The organism is Streptomyces sp. NPDC002206, assembly GCF_053593595.1.
The window spans coordinates 83,063-102,825 of record NZ_JBSFCW010000019.1 but is presented as its reverse complement, the minus strand read 5'-3'; the positions used below and the strand labels follow the sequence as shown (position 1 = coordinate 102,825).

The 19,763-nt window shown below is 69.8% G+C and carries 19 protein-coding genes and 1 pseudogene; 8 read left to right on the top strand and 12 right to left on the bottom strand.

Going from position 1 to position 19,763, the window contains the following annotated elements; translation table 11 throughout:
- Positions 1 to 35: 35 nt before the first annotated feature.
- The 5 genes from ACWCP8_RS28200 to ACWCP8_RS28180 form a co-directional block, all read right to left on the bottom strand.
- Positions 36 to 1,922, bottom strand: a complete 1,887-nt coding sequence (locus ACWCP8_RS28200; RefSeq protein ID WP_451118900.1) for an alkyl/aryl-sulfatase — start codon at positions 1,920 to 1,922, stop codon at positions 36 to 38.
- A gap of 220 nt (positions 1,923 to 2,142) precedes the next feature.
- Complete coding sequence (locus tag ACWCP8_RS28195) at positions 2,143 to 2,742, bottom strand: phosphatase PAP2 family protein (RefSeq protein WP_352266662.1); 600 nt, start codon at positions 2,740 to 2,742, stop codon at positions 2,143 to 2,145.
- Entirely contained in the window at positions 2,739 to 3,995 is a 1,257-nt protein-coding gene (locus ACWCP8_RS28190) for an MAB_1171c family putative transporter (RefSeq protein WP_451118898.1), read from the bottom strand. Before ACWCP8_RS28190 ends, ACWCP8_RS28195 begins: the two co-directional genes overlap by 4 nt.
- 57 nt (positions 3,996 to 4,052) lie before the next feature.
- Positions 4,053 to 4,628: a toxin gene (locus tag ACWCP8_RS28185; RefSeq protein WP_352266664.1), complete on the bottom strand. Its 576-nt coding sequence runs from the start codon at positions 4,626 to 4,628 to the stop codon at positions 4,053 to 4,055.
- 5 nt (positions 4,629 to 4,633) lie between these two features.
- Entirely contained in the window at positions 4,634 to 5,083 is a 450-nt protein-coding gene (locus ACWCP8_RS28180; RefSeq protein ID WP_267003845.1) for a hypothetical protein, read from the bottom strand.
- Positions 5,084 to 5,583: 500 nt separating this feature from the next.
- On the opposite strand from ACWCP8_RS28180, the gene ACWCP8_RS28175 reads away from it, so the two are divergent.
- The 4 genes from ACWCP8_RS28175 to ACWCP8_RS28160 all read left to right on the top strand — a co-directional run bounded on the left by ACWCP8_RS28175 (position 5,584) and on the right by ACWCP8_RS28160 (position 8,642).
- A complete protein-coding gene (locus tag ACWCP8_RS28175; protein ID WP_267003843.1) occupies positions 5,584 to 5,937 on the top strand; it encodes a MerR family transcriptional regulator in 354 nt (117 codons plus the stop codon).
- Between the two features lie 304 nt (positions 5,938 to 6,241).
- Positions 6,242 to 6,445, top strand: a complete 204-nt coding sequence (locus tag ACWCP8_RS28170) for a cold-shock protein (protein WP_015609674.1) — start codon at positions 6,242 to 6,244, stop codon at positions 6,443 to 6,445.
- Between the two features lie 275 nt (positions 6,446 to 6,720).
- On the top strand, positions 6,721 to 8,280 hold the full coding sequence (locus tag ACWCP8_RS28165; protein WP_451118895.1) for a DEAD/DEAH box helicase: 1,560 nt from the start codon (positions 6,721 to 6,723) through the stop codon (positions 8,278 to 8,280).
- Between the two features lie 53 nt (positions 8,281 to 8,333).
- On the top strand, positions 8,334 to 8,642 hold the full coding sequence (locus ACWCP8_RS28160) for an SCO5918 family protein (RefSeq protein WP_352266666.1): 309 nt from the start codon (positions 8,334 to 8,336) through the stop codon (positions 8,640 to 8,642).
- Positions 8,643 to 8,728: 86 nt separating this feature from the next.
- Here the strand turns inward: ACWCP8_RS28160 and crcB (ACWCP8_RS28155) are convergent, their stop codons facing one another.
- From crcB (ACWCP8_RS28155) to ACWCP8_RS28140, 4 genes are all read right to left on the bottom strand, one after another.
- Complete coding sequence (gene crcB / locus ACWCP8_RS28155; RefSeq protein ID WP_451118893.1) at positions 8,729 to 9,103, bottom strand: fluoride efflux transporter CrcB; 375 nt, start codon at positions 9,101 to 9,103, stop codon at positions 8,729 to 8,731.
- The gene (locus ACWCP8_RS28150) at positions 9,100 to 9,501 is read right to left on the bottom strand and encodes a DUF190 domain-containing protein (protein WP_451118891.1); all 402 of its coding nucleotides are present in this window, start codon (positions 9,499 to 9,501) and stop codon (positions 9,100 to 9,102) included. The genes crcB (ACWCP8_RS28155) and ACWCP8_RS28150 overlap by 4 nt, the downstream gene beginning before the upstream one ends.
- Positions 9,498 to 9,959, bottom strand: coding sequence for a fluoride efflux transporter CrcB (gene crcB / locus ACWCP8_RS28145; RefSeq protein ID WP_352266832.1), 462 nt, complete (start codon positions 9,957 to 9,959; stop codon positions 9,498 to 9,500). The genes ACWCP8_RS28150 and crcB (ACWCP8_RS28145) overlap by 4 nt, the downstream gene beginning before the upstream one ends.
- Positions 9,960 to 10,263: 304 nt before the next feature.
- Positions 10,264 to 11,646 (bottom strand): glycosyltransferase family 39 protein, encoded by a 1,383-nt coding sequence (locus ACWCP8_RS28140; RefSeq protein WP_451118889.1) that lies wholly within the window; start codon positions 11,644 to 11,646, stop codon positions 10,264 to 10,266.
- 528 nt (positions 11,647 to 12,174) lie between these two features.
- On the opposite strand from ACWCP8_RS28140, the gene ACWCP8_RS28135 reads away from it, so the two are divergent.
- Together ACWCP8_RS28135 and ACWCP8_RS28130 are read left to right on the top strand one after the other, a co-directional pair.
- A complete protein-coding gene (locus ACWCP8_RS28135; RefSeq protein ID WP_451118887.1) occupies positions 12,175 to 12,912 on the top strand; it encodes a polyprenol monophosphomannose synthase in 738 nt (245 codons plus the stop codon).
- A gap of 198 nt (positions 12,913 to 13,110) precedes the next feature.
- Entirely contained in the window at positions 13,111 to 14,628 is a 1,518-nt protein-coding gene (locus ACWCP8_RS28130; protein ID WP_451118886.1) for an alpha/beta hydrolase, read from the top strand.
- A 40-nt stretch (positions 14,629 to 14,668) separates the two neighbouring features.
- Here the strand turns inward: ACWCP8_RS28130 and ACWCP8_RS28125 are convergent, their stop codons facing one another.
- Positions 14,669 to 15,034: a PH domain-containing protein gene (locus ACWCP8_RS28125; RefSeq protein ID WP_030931508.1), complete on the bottom strand. Its 366-nt coding sequence runs from the start codon at positions 15,032 to 15,034 to the stop codon at positions 14,669 to 14,671.
- A 154-nt stretch (positions 15,035 to 15,188) separates the two neighbouring features.
- Positions 15,189 to 15,806 (bottom strand): annotated as a pseudogene (locus ACWCP8_RS28120) (phosphoribosyltransferase); the annotation flags it as partial.
- Positions 15,807 to 15,907: 101 nt separating this feature from the next.
- Here ACWCP8_RS28120 and ACWCP8_RS28115 point away from each other — a divergent pair.
- Together ACWCP8_RS28115 and dacB are read left to right on the top strand one after the other, a co-directional pair.
- Complete coding sequence (locus tag ACWCP8_RS28115; RefSeq protein WP_451118884.1) at positions 15,908 to 16,708, top strand: HAD-IIA family hydrolase; 801 nt, start codon at positions 15,908 to 15,910, stop codon at positions 16,706 to 16,708.
- A gap of 168 nt (positions 16,709 to 16,876) precedes the next feature.
- Complete coding sequence (gene dacB, locus ACWCP8_RS28110) at positions 16,877 to 18,490, top strand: D-alanyl-D-alanine carboxypeptidase/D-alanyl-D-alanine endopeptidase (RefSeq protein ID WP_451118882.1); 1,614 nt, start codon at positions 16,877 to 16,879, stop codon at positions 18,488 to 18,490.
- Positions 18,491 to 18,698: 208 nt separating this feature from the next.
- On the opposite strand, the gene ACWCP8_RS28105 is transcribed toward dacB, so the two are convergent.
- A complete protein-coding gene (locus tag ACWCP8_RS28105) occupies positions 18,699 to 19,361 on the bottom strand; it encodes a CAP domain-containing protein (protein ID WP_352266674.1) in 663 nt (220 codons plus the stop codon).
- Between the last annotated feature and the right edge of the window lie 402 nt (positions 19,362 to 19,763).

Here is a 19,763-nt window from a genome sequence, read left to right as displayed (position 1 = left end):
GAGCGTAAGGACCAGGATCACCGGGTCGCGCTCGGTCAGGGCGTCACGATGGGGAAGTCCGGGTCGGTGGTGTCCAGGACCGAGACCAGGGTCCGGAGCGCGCCGATGTCCCCGGTGTGCTCGATGGTGTCGAGCCCCTTCCCGGCCAGCAGGTCCAGCAGCTGCGGCCGGGTCAGGGTGAACGTCACGTCGGCGGGGGTGCCTTCGAAGCCGGGGGCGCCTTCGAAGCCGACGGCGGCGTCCGCCGGATCCATCCTCGTCGGTACGAGGACACCGTTGCGCAGGCTGGTGCGGAACTGCTCGTCCAGATCGGTGAAGTGCCAGTCGAGAGTGGCCCGGTGGTCCCATGCCTCGGGGCCGTTGATGCGGATGGCGAGCGAATCGAAGATCTGCTCGACGCTCAGTGCGTCGGGCACGCTTCCGGTGGAGGAGGCGGTCCTGGTGACGCCCTGGCGCAGTTCGAGGGCGCCCATGAGGTAGCAGTTGCGCCAGGTCGCGTTCTCGGCCCCGTGGGCGAGCTGCTCGAAGGTCCGGGCGAGCAGTTCCTTGGCCCCGGTGTGGTCGGGCTGCGCGAAGACCGCGTGCTTGAGCAGCTGTGCGGCGAACCGCAGATCGCCGTCGGAGACGTACTCCCCGGCGCGGGCGACCACCGCGTCGACGCCACCCATGCAGTCGACGTACCGGCGGGCGGACTCGGTCGGCGGGTGCTCCCACAGCGAGGAGGGGTGGCCGTCGTACCAGCCCAGGTAGCGCTGGTGGATCGCCTTCACGTTGTGACTGACGGAACCGTGGTAGCCGCGGGCGTGCCAGGAGCGGGCGAGGCCGGGCGGCAGTTCGATCACCTCGGCGATCTCGGTGGCGGTGCGGCCCTGGTTGGCCAGGCGCAGGGTCTGGTCGTGCAGATAGGCGTACAGGTCGCACTGCTCGGACAGGAATGCGGTGAGCCGCTCCGTGCCCCAGGTGGGCCAGTGGTGGGAGGCGAAGAGGACGTCGCTCTCGGAGCCGAAGAGCTGGACGGCCTCGTCGAGGCAGCGGGACCAGGTCCGGGCGTCGCGGACCACGGAGCCGCGCAGCGACAGGATGTTGTGCAGGGTGTGGGTGGCGTTCTCGGCCATGCACAGGGCGCGGTGTTCGGGGAGATGGAAGTTCAACTCCGAGGGTGCCTCGGTGCCGGGCGTCAGCTGGAAGTGGAACACCACGCCGTCGACCGTCTCGACCTGTCCGGTGCCGGTGATCTCGATGGTGGCCGGGAGGAGGCCGGGGGTTCCGGTGGAGGTGGTGAAGCCGAGGCCCGTCCCGACCAGACCGGTGGGGCCGGGGTCGAGGTTCGTGCCCGAGCAGTAGGCGCCGCGCCGCAGCACGGCCGTACCGGCGTACAGGTTCTCCGTGCCCGAGTGCTCCATGAAGCCCTGCGGGGCGAGGATCGGTACGCCGTCGACCTGCTCGGCCCGGCCGATGACGCCGTGGACGCCGCCGAAGTGGCCGAGGTGCGAATGGGTGAAGAGCACGCCGGTGACCGGGCGGTCGCCGCGCTGCTCGCGGTAGAGCGCGAGGCCGGCCGCGGCGGTCTCGGCGGAGGCGAGCGGGTCGACGACGATCACACCGATGTCGCCCTCGATGAGGGTCATGTTCGACGTGTCGAAGCCGCGGATCTGGTAGATGCCGTCGGTCACCCGGTACAGGCCGGCGCGGGCGCACAGCTGGGACTGCCGCCACAGGCTCGGGTTGACGGTGTCCGGGCAGTCCCCTTCCAGGAAAGCGGTGCCGGCGAAGTCCCACACCATGCGTCCGTCGTCGGTGGTGATGGTCGTGGACGAGGGGCCGGCCACGAAGCCCCGGTCGGCGTTCTCGAAATCGGTGCGGTCCGCGAAGTCCGGCGTGACCGGAGCGGCAGGTGTGCCCGATGCGGCGGCTGTGGTCATGCTGATCTCCTGGGGCCGATGGCGATACCAGCCGCCGAGCTGGGCATCTGGCCGATGGCGTCGCCCACGAATCCCTCCCGGGGCACGTGAAGCGCCGTCCCGGCCCCGTACCGCAGGACGCTTCAGTCCGTAAAAGTCCGTCGGTACACGACTATTTGGGTATGCCTGACGTTACGCAACCGGGGATGCGCCGAGGGAAGCACCGGTGACCGGCCGGCCGTCAGGCGAGCAGGAACGCGCCCGCCGTCGCCGCGCCCAGCGACGCTCCCGCCACCACCTGTGCGGCGGTGTGGTACCCGAGCGCCACCCGTGACCAGCACACGGCGGCCGTCATCGGGTACGCCAGGAGCCACCACGGGGAGTGGACGGCGGCGAGCAGCGCGACGACCGCCGAGGCGACCGACGCGTCCACCGAGATCTTCCAGACGGTGTTGACGGCCAGCAGGACGACCGTCATCGCCCACAGCGCCAGCATCGCCACCAGGATCCCGGTCGGCGCGTGCCCGAGGACCATGACGACCGAGCCGGCACCGATCGAGCCCAGGATGACGAAGAAGATCGGCGCACGCTTCGTACGGTCGACGACATGCCGGTCGCCCCAGGTGCCGCGCCCCCGCTCCCATTCGATGTAGCCGGCCGGGACGAGCCCCGCGCACAGGGCGCCGAGCAGGCCCCACAGCAGACCGGTCCAGTGGCCCGCGGCGGCCGGCCCGATGGCGAGCATGCCGATCAACAGGACGTTGCGGGGTTGGAGCACGTCCGTGACCCTGCGGGCGGCCGACGCCCCGGCGCCGACGGTGGGGTCGATGGTGGACGTCACGCCGTCTTCTCCAGGGCGGTGATGGACGCCAGGACGCACCGGGCCCGGTCGTCGGTGATCGTTCGGTACGCGGCCGCCACCTGCACCAGCCACGCCACTTCGCCGTCCTGGTCGGTGGCGTGCTGCGTGCCGACCGCCCCGGCCGGTCCTGCGGGGGCGCCGGCGTTCCTGGCCGTCAGGGCGGCCTTGATCCAGTAGGCGTCGGCGAGCGGTCCGGACTTCGCGGGGTCCGGCGTGTCGGCGGCGGCCGCGGCCTCGGCGGCCGGCAGCAGGCCGTCCGGTACGTAGTGGCGCAGCTTCTCGACCGCGTCCGCGATGTCGGCGGCCCACCGGTCGATCCGCAGATCGGCGGGGGTGTCGAACCGGGTCAGTTCTCGGCGCAGCGACCGCGGCGGCTCGAACGGCTGGTCGGGAAACGCGGTCATCAGCTCGTACCACAGGGCGTGCAGCCGGCTCTGGGCCCGCCACAGCTTCGCCCGGCGGCCGCCCTTGCTGAAGGCGGGGAGGGACGCGCCCACCGCGAAGAACGCGAACAGCACGAGCTGCGCGGCCTCGGTGACCTCGTCGAACTCCAGCGCGAAGGCCGGGCTCGGCCGGTCGATGACGCTGACCCACAGGAACAGCGTGCGGCTGACGGTGTAGCCGACCCCGATGAACATCGCGAACGTCATCATGCCGAGCCCCACCCGCAGATGACGCAGCCGGGTGCCGGCGGTGGCCAGCGCCCACTGGTACGCGCAGACCGCGGACGCGGCGCCCAGGTAGAGGTAGAACACGCTCATGTACAGCGTCGCGCCCCACTGGCCTGCGTGGTCGGAGACGAAGCGGTCCGACGGTACGGAACGGTCGACGACGGTGAAGAAGAGCACCGTCAGCAGGACCAGCGTGGCGACGGATGCCTTAGCCGCCACCTGCTGGATCGTCCGGGCGAACCGTACGTGCCGTGGGATGTCCCCGGCGTCGGGGTACCGGCCGTAGATGGCGACGATGTAGCTGAGGATCGCCAGGATCGCGACGGTCGCGGTGTAGTGCTTGATCAGGACCGAAAGGTCGGTGACCGGGCTGTCGTTGAGGCCGATCCGGACGACCCGGGTCTTGGTCCACAGGGCGGCGGCGAATCCGGCGTAGCAGCCCCACAGGGCCCGGCGACGCTTGTCCTCCTCGTCGCCCCACAGGGCGGCCGGCATGCGCCACACGGCGACGGCCGTCATCAGGCCGGCTATGAGATAGCCGGCGAGGTCGAGCGGGGTCACGGCGAAATTCCTCTGGGTGGGGGACGGCTGGAGGGCGGGGCGGGGAGGGCCGGGTGGTCAGGTCCGGCGGAACAGGCCGCGGCGACGGCGGTGTGCGACGGGGCGGGAGAGCGAGTTGGCGAGGCGGCCCATCATGTCGTCGCTCGTCACGTCCCTGGCCATACGGGGGATGAGCGAGGCACCGAACTCGGCGACCCGCTCGTCATGGGTGTCGTACTGGGCGCGCGCCTGCACCGTGCCGTCGCCCGCCCGCAGTGCGTCCGCGACACCGGAGTCGAGGACCCGGGAGATCAGGGACGTGTCGAAGACGGGCAGCAGCCGCTGGAGCTGCTCAGCGTCGAGCGACGTGCCGTGGTCGAACCACTCGTGGCACAGCTCGTGCAGGATGACGTGCTGTGTCTGGTACGCGGTCGGGCGCCGCCGGTAGAGCACGAAGCTGGTCCGGGCGGAGGCCAGGCGCAGCCCGCAGGCGGCGTTGACCCGCGCCAGCCGGTCGGGCATTTCATGCAGCACGATGGTGCGCCCGCGGGCCGCCTCCATGTTCGTCACCAGGCCGGCGACGGAGAACGGGGCGGGGATGGGAAGGTCGGCCAGCCCGGCCTCGCACTCTTTCCGCAGTGCACGCAGGGACATGAGGTCTACTGCTCCGACCGGCCGTCGGCTGCGTCGCCCCGGCGGTCCTTCGCGTCCTCCAGGAGCGAGAGCGCGAACTGCAGGAGCTCCGGCGGAAGACCGTCGTCGTCGAGGCCACGGCCTGCCAGCCCGCTGATCTCCCCGGTGCGCCGCTTCGCGAGGAATCGCAGCCCCGCGACGACATCGTCGACGACCTCGGACTCCTCCTTGAAGAAGCGCCAGTCGACGCCGAAACCCAGCCCCAGGGCCTTGAGGATCTCCTCGGACGGCTGGGTGACCTTCCCGGCGAGGATGTTCGAGAAGTAGCTGTGCGACAGCGAGCCGCCGCGCTCCTTGACCAGGTCCGCGAAGACCCGCCCGGAGATCTTCTGGCCGGGGAAGGTCTCCTCCACCATGTACTCGACCTTCTGCTGCAGCGTCCGCAGCTCCGGCGCGTGTTCTTCGCCGTTGTCCATCGGGGCCCCCACGTCCACGTCCGCCGTACGCGCGTCCGTCCGAGCGGAACATCCTGCTCCGGTGCCAGGAGCGGGCTTGCGCAAACACTCTACGTCACTGTTAACTCGAAAAAACATGGGCAAGGGACCACGAGGGGAGTCCCTTGCCCATGAAGTCGTCGTACGTCCGCGCGGGCCCGCAACGAGTCGTAGCCCTTCACGACGGGGGATGCGTGAAGGGCTACCCGTCCATTATGGCCACCGGCCGGGCCGTCATCAACTGACCGTCCGGTCAGTGTGCCCTGACCAGGTGTGCGGACAGGCGTACGAGGACGCGTGCGGCGGCCCTCGCGCTCCGGGCGCGACCCTCTCCGGCAGGCAGATAATTTCACCTGACAGGCCCGGGAAATCTGTCGCGGCTATGATAGAGATGATGGCTCGCACCATGAGAGTTTCTTTTTCGGTCAACGAAATCAGAGACACTCCCGATGTCTCTCGCCGCGGGCCCGGAAGAGGTGCAAATGCCCGCAGAGACCCCTCCGCATGCCGCCGGTCGACTCGATGACGACGACTACCCCGCCTACACCATGGGGCGCGCCGCGGAGATGATCGGCGCCACGCCGGGCTTCCTCCGGGCGATCGGTGACGCCCGCCTGATCACGCCCCTGCGGTCCGAGGGCGGCCACCGCCGCTACTCCCGCTATCAGTTGCGTATCGCGGCCCGCGCCCGTGAGCTCGTCGACGGCGGCACGCCGATCGAGGCGGCCTGTCGCATCGTCATCCTGGAGGACCAGCTGGAGGAGGCACTGCGCCTCAACGCGGAGCTGCGCCGGCCCACGGCGGGTTCGGCCGGTGGGGCGGGTGCGGGGTCCTGAGGCCGGTCCGCGGGACAGAATATCTGCTGCCGCAAGCGCAGAATTTTATGCAATGCGCGATGAAGGTTTATGACACATCGGACGGAGTGTAATTACTTGCCGCGCCCGGACGCCTCCATCGTGCTAGTGTGGATGTCAGTTGCAGTTGTGGTTCCCAAAACTCCAAGTGCTCTCGCCGACGTTATGTGCCGGTGGGTGCGCTTTTGTATTTCCGGCATTCTTATTCCGGACGGGGTAATCATCGCGGCGACGCGGGTTCCGCACAGTGCGGGTCCCCGGGCACTGCCCCAGAAGGAGATAAAACATGGCTACTGGCACCGTTAAGTGGTTCAACGCGGAAAAGGGCTTCGGCTTCATCGAGCAGGATGGTGGCGGCGCTGACGTCTTCGCCCACTACTCGAACATTGCCGCGAGCGGCTTCCGTGAGCTGCAGGAAGGCCAGAAGGTGAACTTCGACGTCACGCAGGGCCAGAAGGGCCCGCAGGCGGAGAACATCACCCCCGCGTGATCCTGCGAATGCTCCGGCGCTGACGCGCTGACACGCACTTGCGCAGCTGGGGCCCGCACCTTGGGGTGCGGGCCCCAGCTCGTTGCTTTTTCCGGGCCCGCCACCGTGCGCCGCCCCCAAGTCCCTGTGACGGACACGGTTCATCCGTGTCGGACACGGCTCATTCTTCGCAGCCGGGCTTCGTCCACGCATTTCATCGGCCCGTTCTTGCGATTCCTGCGCCGCTCCGCCGCAGCGAATTCCTCGATACGCGCCATATCGAGGAAGGGTTCTGCATGAACCGCACAGCTCGCACGAACGACCGATACTCCCGCAGCGGCGGCTTCCGCTCCCAGGCCGGCAGTGGCCAGGGCGGCCAGAGCCGCTACGGCGCCCCGGGCCGCTCCGCCTCCGGATCGCGTTCCGGTTCCGGTGGCTACGGCCGTCGGCCCGCCGCCAAGCAGGGCGAGTTCGCCCTGCCGAAGACCATCACCCCCGCGCTGCCCGCCGCCGAGGCGTTCGCCGATCTGGACCTGCCCGCGCCCCTGCTGGCGGCGCTCGCCACCGAGGGCGTGACCACGCCGTTCCCGATCCAGGCGGCCACGCTGCCCAACTCGCTCGCCGGGCGCGACGTCCTCGGCCGCGGCCGCACCGGCTCGGGCAAGACGCTCGCCTTCGGCCTCGCCATGCTGGCCCGTACCGCAGGCCGGCGCGCCGAGCCCCGGCAGCCGCTCGCCCTGGTCCTCGTCCCCACCCGCGAGCTGGCCCAGCAGGTCACCGACGCGCTCACCCCGTACGCCAAGTCGCTGAGGCTGCGCCTGGCGACCGTCGTCGGCGGGATGTCGATCGGCCGGCAGGCCGGCGCGCTGCGCGGCGGCGCCGAAGTCGTCGTCGCCACCCCCGGCCGGCTCAAGGACCTCATCGAGCGCGGCGACGTCCGCCTCGACCGGGTCACCATCACCGTCCTCGACGAGGCCGACCAGATGGCCGACATGGGCTTCATGCCGCAGGTCACCGAGCTGCTCGACCAGGTGGCGCCCGAGGGACAGCGGATGCTGTTCTCGGCCACCCTGGACCGTAACGTCGACCTGCTGGTCCGCCGTTACCTGCACGACCCGGTGGTCCACTCCGTCGACCCGGCGGCCGGTGCGGTCACGACGATGGAGCACCACGTGCTGTACGTCCACGGCGCCGACAAGTACGCCACCACGACGGAGATCGCGGCGCGCGACGGCCGGGTGATCATGTTCCTGGACACCAAGCACGCCGTGGACAAGCTCACCGACCACCTCCTCAACAGCGGTGTACGGGCTGCCGCGCTGCACGGCGGCAAGTCGCAGCCGCAGCGCACCCGCACCCTGACCCGGTTCAAGACCGGGCACGTCACGGTGCTGGTCGCCACGAACGTCGCGGCCCGCGGCATCCACGTCGACAACCTCGACCTGGTCGTCAACGTCGACCCGCCGAGCGACCACAAGGACTACCTGCACCGCGGCGGTCGCACCGCCCGCGCCGGCGAGTCCGGCAGCGTCGTCACGCTGGTGCTGCCCAATCAGCGACGTGAGATGACCCGCCTGATGGCCGACGCGGGGATCACCCCGAAGATCGCCCAGGTCCGCTCCGGCGAGGCCGAACTGAACCGGATCACCGGGGCGCAGGCCCCGTCGGGTGTACCGGTCACCATCACGGCACCGGTGACGGAGCGCGCCAGGAGCGGCGCGTCGTCGTCCCGTGGCCGCCGCAGCCGCCCGGCACAGGCGCGCCGCACGTCGTCCTCGTCGTCGCAGTCGTCCTCCTCGGCCCGCGGAGGGAGCGGCAGTTCGCCGCGCAGGTCCTCGGGCAACCGCGCGGCCTGAGTGATCCTCGGCCTACTGATCCCGTTCCTTCTCTTCAACCCCGTTGAGGCACTATGCGCTGCGTAATCGCCCGCTTCCCCTTCGACCTGTTCAAGAGCGAGGTCATGGATTCGATGAAGGGCATCAAGCCGGAGCCAGTCACAGGTGATTCGGTGGTCATCGGCCGCCGGGTCTATCCGGTCAAGCAGGTCGGCGAGGTGATCACCCGCCAGGACCGCCGCGACTTCACCTCCGGCGAGGTGACCCGCGCGCTGACCCGTCTGGGCTTCACCTGCCGTACCGCGGATGTACCCGTCCCGGCGACCGCGCCGACGCCGCTCGAGGCGGCGTCGGCGATGCTCGGATCGGCGACGACCGTCTGACGCCTGGGCGGGTGAGCGGCACGAGGGCCGGGGGCCGGGACGCACGTCCCGGCCCCGGCCCTTTCGCGCGTGCGTACCGAACGGGCCTACGTCCACAGGGCATCGGCGATCGCGACCCCCGCGAACACCGCGACCAGCCCCGCCACCACGCTCGCCACTACGTTGGCCGCCGCGTAGAACTTCGCCCCGTCCTCCGTCAGTCGCAGCGTCTCGTAGCTGAACGTCGAGTACGTCGTCAGCGCCCCGCACAGCCCCGTACCCACGAACAGCTGCACCTGCGACGACGACGCGCCGGCCGCCACCGCTCCGGTGAGCAGGCCCAGCACCAGGGAGCCGGCCACGTTGACCGTGAACGTCCCCCACGGGAAGACCGTGTCGTGCCGGGACTGGACCGCCCGGTCGGTCAGATAGCGCAGTGGTGCGCCGATCGCCGCACCGACGATCACCAGCAGCCAGTTCACCGGCTCTCCTCCCGGCCGGGGTAGTGGATGACCTCGCAGGCGTCCAGGACGACCACGCCTTCCCCGATCACCTCGTCGACGAGCGGCAGGAACGCGCGGATCCGCTCCTCCGTGTCCACGATGACGACGGCCACCGGCAGGTCCTCGCTCAGCGACAGCAGCCGCTGGGTGTGGATCATCGACGAGGCGCCGAACCCCTCGATGCCCCGGAACACACTCGCGCCCGCCAGCCCCGCCCGGTGTGCCCGGTGCACGATCTCGGAGTAGAGGGGCCGGTGGTGCCAGCCGTCGGACTCCCCGATGAGGACCGTCAGGCGCAGACCCCGCTCGGTCACCCTGGTCCCCTCGGTCACCCTGTTCTCCTCGGTCTCGTTCGTCCTCTTGGACTTCCTCGTCATGGCTGCCTCCACGCCAGCACGCGGCGCGTCAGCCACACCGCACTCCACACCGCGGCCAGCGCCGCCAGCAGGGTCAGCCCGAGATACGCGATACCCGTACGGGCACGTCCGGCGTCCACGAGCCGTTCGATATCCACCGCGTACGTGGAGAACGTGGTGAACCCGCCCAGTACCCCCGTACCGAAGAAGGGCCGCACCAGCCGGTGCACCGACCGGACCTCGCTGATGACCGCCATGAACACGCCGATAGCCGCACACCCGACGACATTCACCAGCAGCGTCGTCCAGGGGAAGCCGCCCGGCGGAGTCGTCCAGATCAGCGAAGCCCAGTAACGGCCGCACGCCCCGAGCGCACCGCCGAGGGCGACGACGGCGACGACAGGCCCCTGCCTGCCGGACCACCTTCGGCCGGACCACCGTCGGCCGGACCGCTCGGCCCGCTGCTCGGGTACGGACATGGCAGCCTCGGCGTCGTCGGGTTCATCCGCCGCAGATCCCTGAGACCTTGTGGGTACGGGGGACACGTGGGGCTGCTGGGCTCCCATGGGCATACGTCTCCTACCTGCTGGGTGCCCGTACGCGGGCACACTCCACCGCAAGTAGGGACCGTTGGCGGCACTGCTGCCGCGGTTCGGGTACGGCGGGCCCCACCGCCGCGCAGCAACCGTCAGTCACCATCACAGTCCCTGCTCGCACCAGAGTATCGCCCGCGTGTGCGCCCCGCCCGGCGCAGAGGCTCCGGATGACAGGTGCTCGGCCGGGTCAGCACCTGCCCGGCCGTGCGTACAGCGTGACCTGGCCACCCTTGGCCTGCACCCGGCGGCAGACGACGAATTCCTGCCGTAGGACGTCCCGCTTGACCGCCTCTTCGGGAAACGCGTCCTCCGGCTGCCCCGGAGGATCGGTGAGCGCCACGATCCGGTCGAACGCGCGCAGCCGGACCCGGATCCGGTCGGCCGAAAACTCGGTGCCTTCAAGGGTGTTGTCGGACCTCGGTCCCCGCTGCAGGGCCAGATCGGTCAGGCCCCGGAAATCGTCCGGGTAGGAGAGGGCCCATTCCCTTCGTCGCGACGGCATGAAGAGCACGCCGGCGCCGTCCGACGCCATGGCCCGCACCTGGGTGGCGATGGCGGTGACGTTGTCCTTGCGGCTGTCGGGGGTGCGCATCTGGAGCGTCACCGGGAGGAGCGCGACGACCACACCGGCCGCCGCGATGCCGAACACCACGGTCCGCGACCGGGACGCCGCCGGCCGGGCGGTCCGTCCCGCGGCGTCCCACAGCCGGTCCACGGCCACTCCGATGAGCAGGGCCAGGGCGAGCTGGGAGTAGAGGACATAGCGGTCCAGGTACATCGGGTCGTGGAGAGAGGCGAGGAGGAGCGCGGCCGTGGGCACGATCAGCAGCGGGAGGGTCAGCCTGACCAGACGGAGCACGCCCGCCCGAGCCCTCGTACCCGTGGCCGGTTCGGCCGGCTGCGTCGCGTACCCGGCGCAGAGCACGCCGACGAGGGTGACGGCCGCGATGACGAGCCATTCGCCCGGATGCGGCCACCCGATCCAGGAGACCTGCCCCGACTGGTGCGTGGACCGGAGGGCGAGCGGGGCGACCGCGACCACGGACAGCCCTGCGGCGACCGCCCAGGACCGCATCAGGGCACGGGGCAGCCGCGAGAGGTACAGCGTCAGGCCGTGGGCGGGCAGGGCGAGGACCGCGAATTCGTGGAGCCATCCGGCGGCGACGACGGTGAGTGCGTACGCGGTCCAGCGCCGGCGGGAGGAATTGTCGACGGCGCCGACGAGCAGATAGGTGGAGAGGGCGATGAGCGCGCACACCATTGCGTAGGAGCGGCCCTCCTGCGCGTACATCTGGACGATGGGCAGGAGAGCGAAGGCGAGACCGCCGATGAGTCCGGTACGGGGGCCCACGAGGCGGCTTCCGGTCGACGCCACCAGAAAGGCGGACACGGAAGTCGCGAGCACCGACGGGAGCCGGAGTGTCACGAGACTGTCGCCCCCCACGGCGAACAGCGTGTGCATGAAGAAGTAGTAGAGGCCGTGCACCGCATCGGCATTGCCGAGCAGATGCCAGATCTCGGAGAGGCTTCGATGGGCGACCTGGTACGTCACCGACTCGTCGCGCCACATGGAGTTTTCGCGACGGATCCCCCAGAGGCCCATCAGTAGTGCCAGTAGCGCGGGCAACAGGCCGGCCCGGTATCGGGACGGTGGCGCGGAGCCCCGTTCCGGACCCGGTTCGTGGCGTCTCTCGGGACGGCGCGTCGCGCGCAAAGCGGCCGGATTCTGCGGAAGGTTGATGGCGCACTCCGATTCGGCGGCGAAAGGGTGCAACGGACCCGGGTCTGCGCGCCCGTCAGCGTACCCAGAACCCGGGAAGTCCGGGAAGAGTCAGCCCTGTTCCCGCACGGCGCGTGCGGAATCGAGATGGCCTTTTTTCATCGATTCAGGCCCTTGGAATAAGTGGCGTGCTCGCGTATCGACTTCTGCCGGGCCCGTATCGCCTCGGCGACAGCGGCTACCTTGTGGATCGGGCGGCCGGTGCGACGCGCGCAGCTGCCCGGATGAACTCGCGGAGGCGCCGTTCCCGACTGCTAGGCTCGCGCGGATCAAGAGCGTGAATCACCGGAAAACGCCTGAGAACGCAAGGGAATGGTCGTGGAGAAGACTTCCCCAAAGGTCGTGGTGGTCGTCCCCACCTACAACGAGCGGACGAACCTGCCCATCCTCGTCGATCTGCTCACGGATCTGCACGTACCGAACCTGCATATTCTCGTGGTGGACGACAATTCGCCCGATGGTACGGGCGAGGTCGCGGACCGGCTCGCGGCCGAGACCTCGGGCCTGGTCGGCGTTCTGCACCGAACGGAGAAGAACGGGCTGGGCCGCGCGTATGTCGCCGGTATGACGCGCGCGCTCGAAGAAGAAGCGGACGTCGTCATTCAGATGGACGCCGACCTCTCCCACCCGGCCTCGGTGGTCCCGCTCATGGTCGGGAAACTCTTCGCCGACGATGCCGCAGTCGTGATCGGCTCCCGCTATGTGGAGGGCGGTTCGCTCGCGACCGAGTGGCCTTGGCACCGCAAGGCGCTCTCCGCCTGGGCTAATTTCTACGTCAACGCGATTCTGCGGCTGCATGTGAAGGACGCCACGGCCGGTTTCAAGGCATGGCGTGCGGACGCCCTGAAGGCGATCGATCTGCCGTCCATCCGCAGCAACGGGTATTCCTTTCAGGTGGAGATGAACTACCGGACGGTCAGGCGCGGACTGGGAATCGTCGAGGTGCCGATCAGATTCGAGGAGCGGGTCAACGGCGAATCGAAGCTCGGGCTGCACGTACAGATCGAGTCGGCGATCGCACCGTGGAAGCTGCTGTTCGGCAGGAAGAACGCCTGACTTCCGGTTCGTTCTCCGGGCGGCCGCATGTCGAGCAAGTCCCTCTGCCCTGAACACCGGTGGGCACCGGGCCTTCTCGCGCCCGTGGCCCGGCACGGCGCTCGGGTGACCGCCCCGAGGGCCTCGGGGGCCACCCCCACCGGGGGCCGTGACGCCTGCCGGATGGGAAAGAGGATTCCACTCGACAAGCCTTGTCCCATGACCACTTACAACAATCGGACCCTGCTTCTCGTGCTCTCCGCGACCGCCGTCGCCACGTCCTTGACGGCCGCCACCGCTCCGACGGCCCAGGCCACGCCGGCGGAGTCCAGCACTTCTGTCCCCGCCCTCACCTGGCGGCCCTGCGCCCAACCCGGCGGACCCGCCGGGCAGGAGTGCGCCGTCCTGCCCGTACCGCTCGACTACGCCGACCCGGCCGGCCCGCAGCTCGCCCTCGCCGTCTCCCGTCTTCGTAGTGACCGTCCCGCGGCGCGGCGCGGCACGTTGATCGTGATCCCCGGCGGGCCGGGCAGCGCCGGGGTGCAGCGGCTGACACAGAAGGGGGCGGCACTGCAGAAGGAAATGGCGGGGGCGTACGACCTGGTCGGCCTCGATCCGCGCGGGGTCGGCGGCAGTACGCGGGCGAACTGCGGGCTCGACGAGGACGACCGGTACATGACGAGCCTGCGCTCCTGGCCGGAGCCGGGCGGCGACATCACGGAGAACGTCGCCCGGGCCCGGCGTACCGCCGAGGCCTGCGCCCGCAACGGGGGCGCTGTGCTGCGCAGCTTCACCACAGCGAACGAGGTGCGCGACATCGACCGCTTCCGGCAGGCGCTGGGCGAGCAGAAACTGTCGGCGTGGGGGGTCTCGTACGGCACGTACGTAGGTGCCGTGTACGCGCAGAAGTACCCGCAGCACACGGACCGTTGGGTGCTGGACAGCGCCGGTGACCCCGACCCGGCCCGGGTCGCGCGCGGCTGGCTGGCCAACATGTCGCAGGCGGCGGACGACCGCTTCCGGGACTTCGCGGCCTGGGCATCGGATCCGGCGCAGGAGACCAAGGGGCTGCGGCTGGCCCGACGGGCCGAGGACGTACGGCCGCTGTTCCTCTCCCTGGCGGCGAAGCTGGACCGCGAGCCGAAGGCGACGACCACGGCAGGCGTTGCGCTGACCGGCAACCGGCTGCGACAGGCGCTGCAGAGCGCCCTCTACAGCGACGCCTCGTTCGAGCAGCCGGCCCGGCTCGTCCTGGCGGCCCAGGACCCGGCCACCACACCGGTTCTCCCGGCCGATCTCGCGAACCCGCTGCCGGACCAGGACGCCGCGGTCATGGTGGCCGTCATCTGCAACGACGTGCGCTGGCCGGCATCCGTCTCCTCGTACCGGAGGGCGGTGGCCGCCGACCGGGTGCGTCACCCGCTGACGGCCGGGATGCCGGCCAACATCACGCCCTGCGCGTTCTGGAAGGACGCACCCGCCGAGAAGCCGACCACGATCACCTCGGAGGGCCCGTCCGACATCCTGATGATCCAGAACCTCCGGGACCCCGCGACCCCGTACTTCGGCGCGCTGAAGATGCGTGAGGCCCTGGGCGACCGTGCGCGACTCGTCACGGTCGACCACGGGGGCCACGGCGTCTATCTGGGCAACGGCAACGTGTGCGGCACGGGCAAGGTCACCGAGTTCCTCACGACGGGGGTGCGCCCGGCGGAGGACGCGTACTGCGCGGACTGAATGGGCCGAGCAGGGTCCCGCCCGCGCAGCCTGCGGGACCCTACTTCGCCACGAACTGGGTGAGGATCGCCTGCACCTCGTAGATGTCGACGCCCTTGGTGAAGGTCTTCTGGATCGGCAACGAGGTGCCCGAGACCCAGATCTTGAGCTCCGCGTCGAGGTCGAACGTGCCGGCGGTCTCCACGGCGAAATGCGTGATGCTCCGATACGGCACGGAGTGGTACTCCACCTTCTTGCCGGTGATCCCCTGCTTGTCGACGAGGAGGAGACGCCGGTCGGTGAAGAGGATGGTGTCGCGTATCAGCAGGTACGCGGCGTGCACCTGCTCGCCCTGGCCCAGCAGCCGCGCGAAGTCCTGCTGCGCCGTCGCCGTATCGATGGTGTGCGCGTTTCCGAACAGTGCCATGTCGGCCCCCCATGTACTTGAAGTTGCATGTTTTTCGCACTGTATACGGGTCTGTACGGCGGCACGCGTGAACCGGTGGAGCGGCTCCGGGCGGCTCCACCCGGCCCCGTGGTGATCAGGGCAGGGATCAGGAATCAGGGGGGCTCTACGCCTTCAACAGGGAGAGGACTTCCTCGTCGGAGGTCTGGGAGAAGTCCCGGTACCACTCGCCGACGGCCGAGAACAGAACCGGCGTGGAGAGGCAGACGACCTCGTCCACCTGCGTACGCAGCCAGGCCACCGTGTCCGCGGGAGCCACCGGAACGGCCAGCACCACGCGGGCCGCGCCCTGTGCCCGTACGACCTGGCAGGCCGCCGAGGCCGTGGCACCGGTTGCGATCCCGTCGTCGATCACGATCGCGGTACGGCCCTCGAGCGCCAGCCGGGGACGGTCGTCACGGAACTGTTCGGCCTGCCGTACGAGTGCCGCCTGCTCGGCGCGCTCGACGGTGGCGATGTCCGCGGGATTCAGCCCTCCGCGTCGGACGACGTCGTCGTTGATCACCCGCACACCGCCCTCCCCGATGGCACCGAAGGCCAGCTCACGGTGGTACGGGACACCGAGCTTGCGGACCACGATCACGTCGAGGGGGGCGCCGAGTGCCGTGGCAACCGCCGCGGCCACGGGAACCCCGCCGCGCGGCAGACCCAGCACCACGGGTTTCTCCCCCGCCAGATGCCTGAGCGCTTCGGCGAGGCGCTGCCCCGCATCCGTGCGATCGGTGAACAACACAGTGGTTCACCCCCGACCCAGGGGAGACAGTGACCACGTACGTACCTACTTCGAAGCAACCCCATGTGCGGCGGTCCCGCAAGTCGGCGACATTCGACCGTATGGAACGAATCGGAGTGTCCGGAGCGGCCCTGATCGACATCGACGGCGTGCTCACCGTGGACTGGCAGCCGCTGCCAGGCGCTGTGGCAGCCATGGAGCGGCTGCGTGCCGCCGGGCTCCCGCTCGCCCTGGTCACCAACACCACGTCCCGCACGCGCGCCCGCATTGCCGCGAAACTGGCTGGGGCGGGCTTCCCCATCGGCGAGGACGACATCCTCACCGCACCGTCGGTCACCGCCGCGTATCTGCGCGAGCACTACCCCGGCGCCCGGTGCGCGCTGCTCAACAGCGGCGATGTCCACGAAGACCTGGCGGGCGTGACACTCGTCGACGTGGGGGAGGGCACCCGGGGGAACGTGGACGTGGTCGTCGTGGGAGGCGCGGGCGACGCGTTCAGCTACGCGGCCCTCAATGCGGCCTTCCGCCACATCCAGTGCGGCGCCAGGCTGATCGCGATGCACCGGAACCTGTACTGGCGCACGTCGGGAGGGTTCGACCTCGACACCGGGGCCTTCCTTCCGGGGCTGGAACGGGCCGCCCGGGTCGAGGCGGAAGTCACGGGCAAGCCCGCCGAGGCGTTCTACGCCACCGCGCTGGCCCACCTCGGCGCCGTCGCGTCCGAGACGCTGATGGTGGGCGACGACATCGAGACCGACGTACTGGCGGCGCAGCGCTTCGGCATCACCGGCGTACTGGTCAGGACCGGCAAATACCTGCCCGAGACACACAGGTCCGCCACCGGCACCCCGGACCACGTCCTGGACTCCTTCGCGGACCTGCCCGCGCTGCTGGAGGGGTGAGCCAGCGTCCTCTCGCGACCATACGGGCGCATCCGACGCCCCGTTCCGCGACCGTCCGGGGGACCCGCTCGCCGCGCCGAAACGTTCCGCCCTTCACGGCCCATAGCCTCGAAGCACCCTTTTTCGGTCCCAGTGAGCACCGCGAACCACACACCACGTGGAGTCCGCATGTCATCAGCCATCACGCCAGACCGGAGCCGAAGCCGGAACGGTCAGCGTGTCCTCACCGTCCTCGGCCTCCTGCTTGCCGGCAGTGTGGCCGCGTTCGGCCTTGCCTGGGTGACGCCGTCGAAGGAGCTGGCCGGCCTCGACCCACGCATCGCGTCGATCATGCACAAGCCCTACTACCCGCATGCCCAGTGGGGGCTGTTCCAGCAGAACCCGGCGACAGGCGAGATCGTGCAGACGCGCGCCGCCGACCAGTTCTTCATTCCCGGGTCGGTGGCCAAACTGTTCAGCGTCAGCGGCACCTGGCACACGCTCGGCAGTGATCACCGCTTCGTCACACCGGTGCACGCCGTCGGAGAGCGCCGGGGCGCGACCCTCACCGGGGACCTGGATCTCGTTGCCCAGGGCGACCTGACCCTCGGTGGCCGTACGCGTGCGGACGGCACCGTCGCCTTCACCACCATCGACCACACCTACGCCGACGATGTTCCCGGAGCGACCCTCACCCCGCAGAACCCGCTGGCCGGCATCGACCGATTGGCCGAGCAGGTACGCGCCTCGGGGATCACCAAGGTGGACGGCGACGTGATCGTGGACGCGCGGCTGTTCCGCCCCGACCCGGAGCTCAATCCGACCCCGACGCCGCTGATCATCAATGACAACCTGATCGATCTGCTCACCACCCCCGGCGACGGTCCGGGGGCGCCGGCCCGGCTCGACTGGCGTCCGCGGGTGGCGCCGTACACCGTGTCGTCCACCGTCCGTACCGTCGCGGCCGGCAAGCCCACCGACATCACGGTGACACCCTCCGCCGACGGCACCCGCATCAAGCTCTCCGGCACCATCGCCGCCGATTCCGACCCGGTTCTGCGGGTGTCGGACATCCGTGATCCGAACGCCTTCGGCCGTACTGCCCTGATCGAGGCACTGAAGCGGGCCGGGGTCGAGGTCACCGCCAAACCCGTGGGGCCCAACCCGGCCGGCCGGCTGCCCCGGTCGTACGAGGGGGCACCGGAGGTGGCCCGGTTCGCCTCGCCGTCCTACGACGAGTACGCCCGGCTCATCCTCAAGGTGAGCCACAACCTCGGGGCGAACCTCGGTGTCTGCCTGATGGCCGTCAGCACGGGCAGTTCCCGGTGCGCGGACGGCTTTCCCGTGCTTGCGAAGTTCCTGGACAGCGCCAAGGTGGACCGCAAGACGGTTCAGCTCGCCGACGGCCGCGGCGGCAACCCGAACGACCGCACCACGCCCCGCGCCGTCGCCCAGATCCTCACGCACTGGCAGAGCACCCCCGACGCAACCCGCTTCCGGGAGGCTCTGCCGACGCTGGGCGTCGACGGGTCCCTCGCGATCTCCTGCCGGAACTGCCCCGCCCGCGGCAAGGTCTCCGCGAAGACGGGCACCGTCGCGGGTGGAGACCTCGTCAACGACCGGCTGAGCGTCGGCGCGGAGGCCATCGCCGGGTATCTGGAGACCGCCAAGGGGCATTACGACGTGTTCTTCGCCGGGGTGAACGGTGCGTCGGCGCCCGACATCAAGGGCGTGCTGGCGATCGGGAACGACATGGCCGATATTGCCGCGTATCTCCAGGAGGGCCCGAGCGGCGCCTCCTGACGCCCGGCCCGGGGAACCCTGCCGCCGGGCCGCCGGGCCGCCGGGGCGGCCCGGCCCGGCCCATCTGCGCCATGACCCGCGGCGACGGTCGCCCACCCGCATGGAAGTGCACCAAGGGTGAAGGCCCCGGCCGGCGAACCCAACAGCGTCCGGCGAACCGGGCGGGGCCTTCACCCGATGGAGGCTGCGCAATCTCCCCGCAGTGTCGCTATCGGGCCGTGCCGAAGTCCTGAGTCCAGTAGTTGTTGGGCTGCGCGAGGCCGATGCCGATCTCCTTGAACGAGCAGTCGAGGATGTTGCGCTTGTGGCCCGGGCTGGACATCCAGCCCGCCATGACCTTCTCGGGCGTGGAGTAGCCGTAGGCGACGTTCTCGCCGTAGGAGCTCCAGCTGTAACCGGCACGCGTGATGCGGTCTCCGGGCGACGACCCGTCGGAGCCCGTGTGGGACATGTTCTGGTGGGATGCCATGTCCTTGCTGTGGTCCTGAGCGGCCTTGGTCAGCTTCGCGTTCATGGTCAGCGGAGAGCATCCGGCCTTGCTGCGCTCGTTGTTGACGAGCGTCAGTACGCGGGCCGTGGGCCCGGATGCCGGTGCGGTCGTAGCAGGTGCGCTGGGGGACGCGGTGGTCTGCGGTGCGCTGGGAGCCGCAGTGGGACTCTTCGATGCGCCCGCAGTCGGCCCATGACCCCAGGAGGAGCCCGTCCACCGCTGGTGCGAGCTCACGTGCTCCCAGTGGCCGGAGGGGCGACCGCCCGCATCACCCTGAGTATCCAGGCAGGCCATGGCGGCGGAGGGCACACCCACGGCTCCTACGGCGATGGCAGCGATGGCTATCGGCCGGTAGTACGACTTCCTGCGGTGCTTCCTCATGCGTGACCTCGCTCGGTGATCGCGGAGCGCCCCCAGGGGGTCCGGCTCTGCCCAGTTCCTGCACCTGGGCCGCGGAGACGCCTTGCGGCCGACATTCTTAGAACTGGTGTCGGGGTGCGGCAACAGGCGGCAGTACTACCTCGGCCCGTAGCCATGGACGGCTCTTGAAACGGGCGCGCAGGCGTGCTGGTCCGGCTCACGGGGTGGCGAGGAAGTCCGTTGGTCCGTCAGAAGCCCTTGTTCGTACCTGAACGGGCGAAAGTGTTGAGCGGGTCGAATACCGCTCGATCTCGCTCGGAGTATTTCTGTATCAAGACGGATAAAACGCACTATGCCGTCAAGCCTCGATCTACTATTCGACGACCTGAGTGCCGAAAGTCTGTGTGGCTGATGTCACGGGAC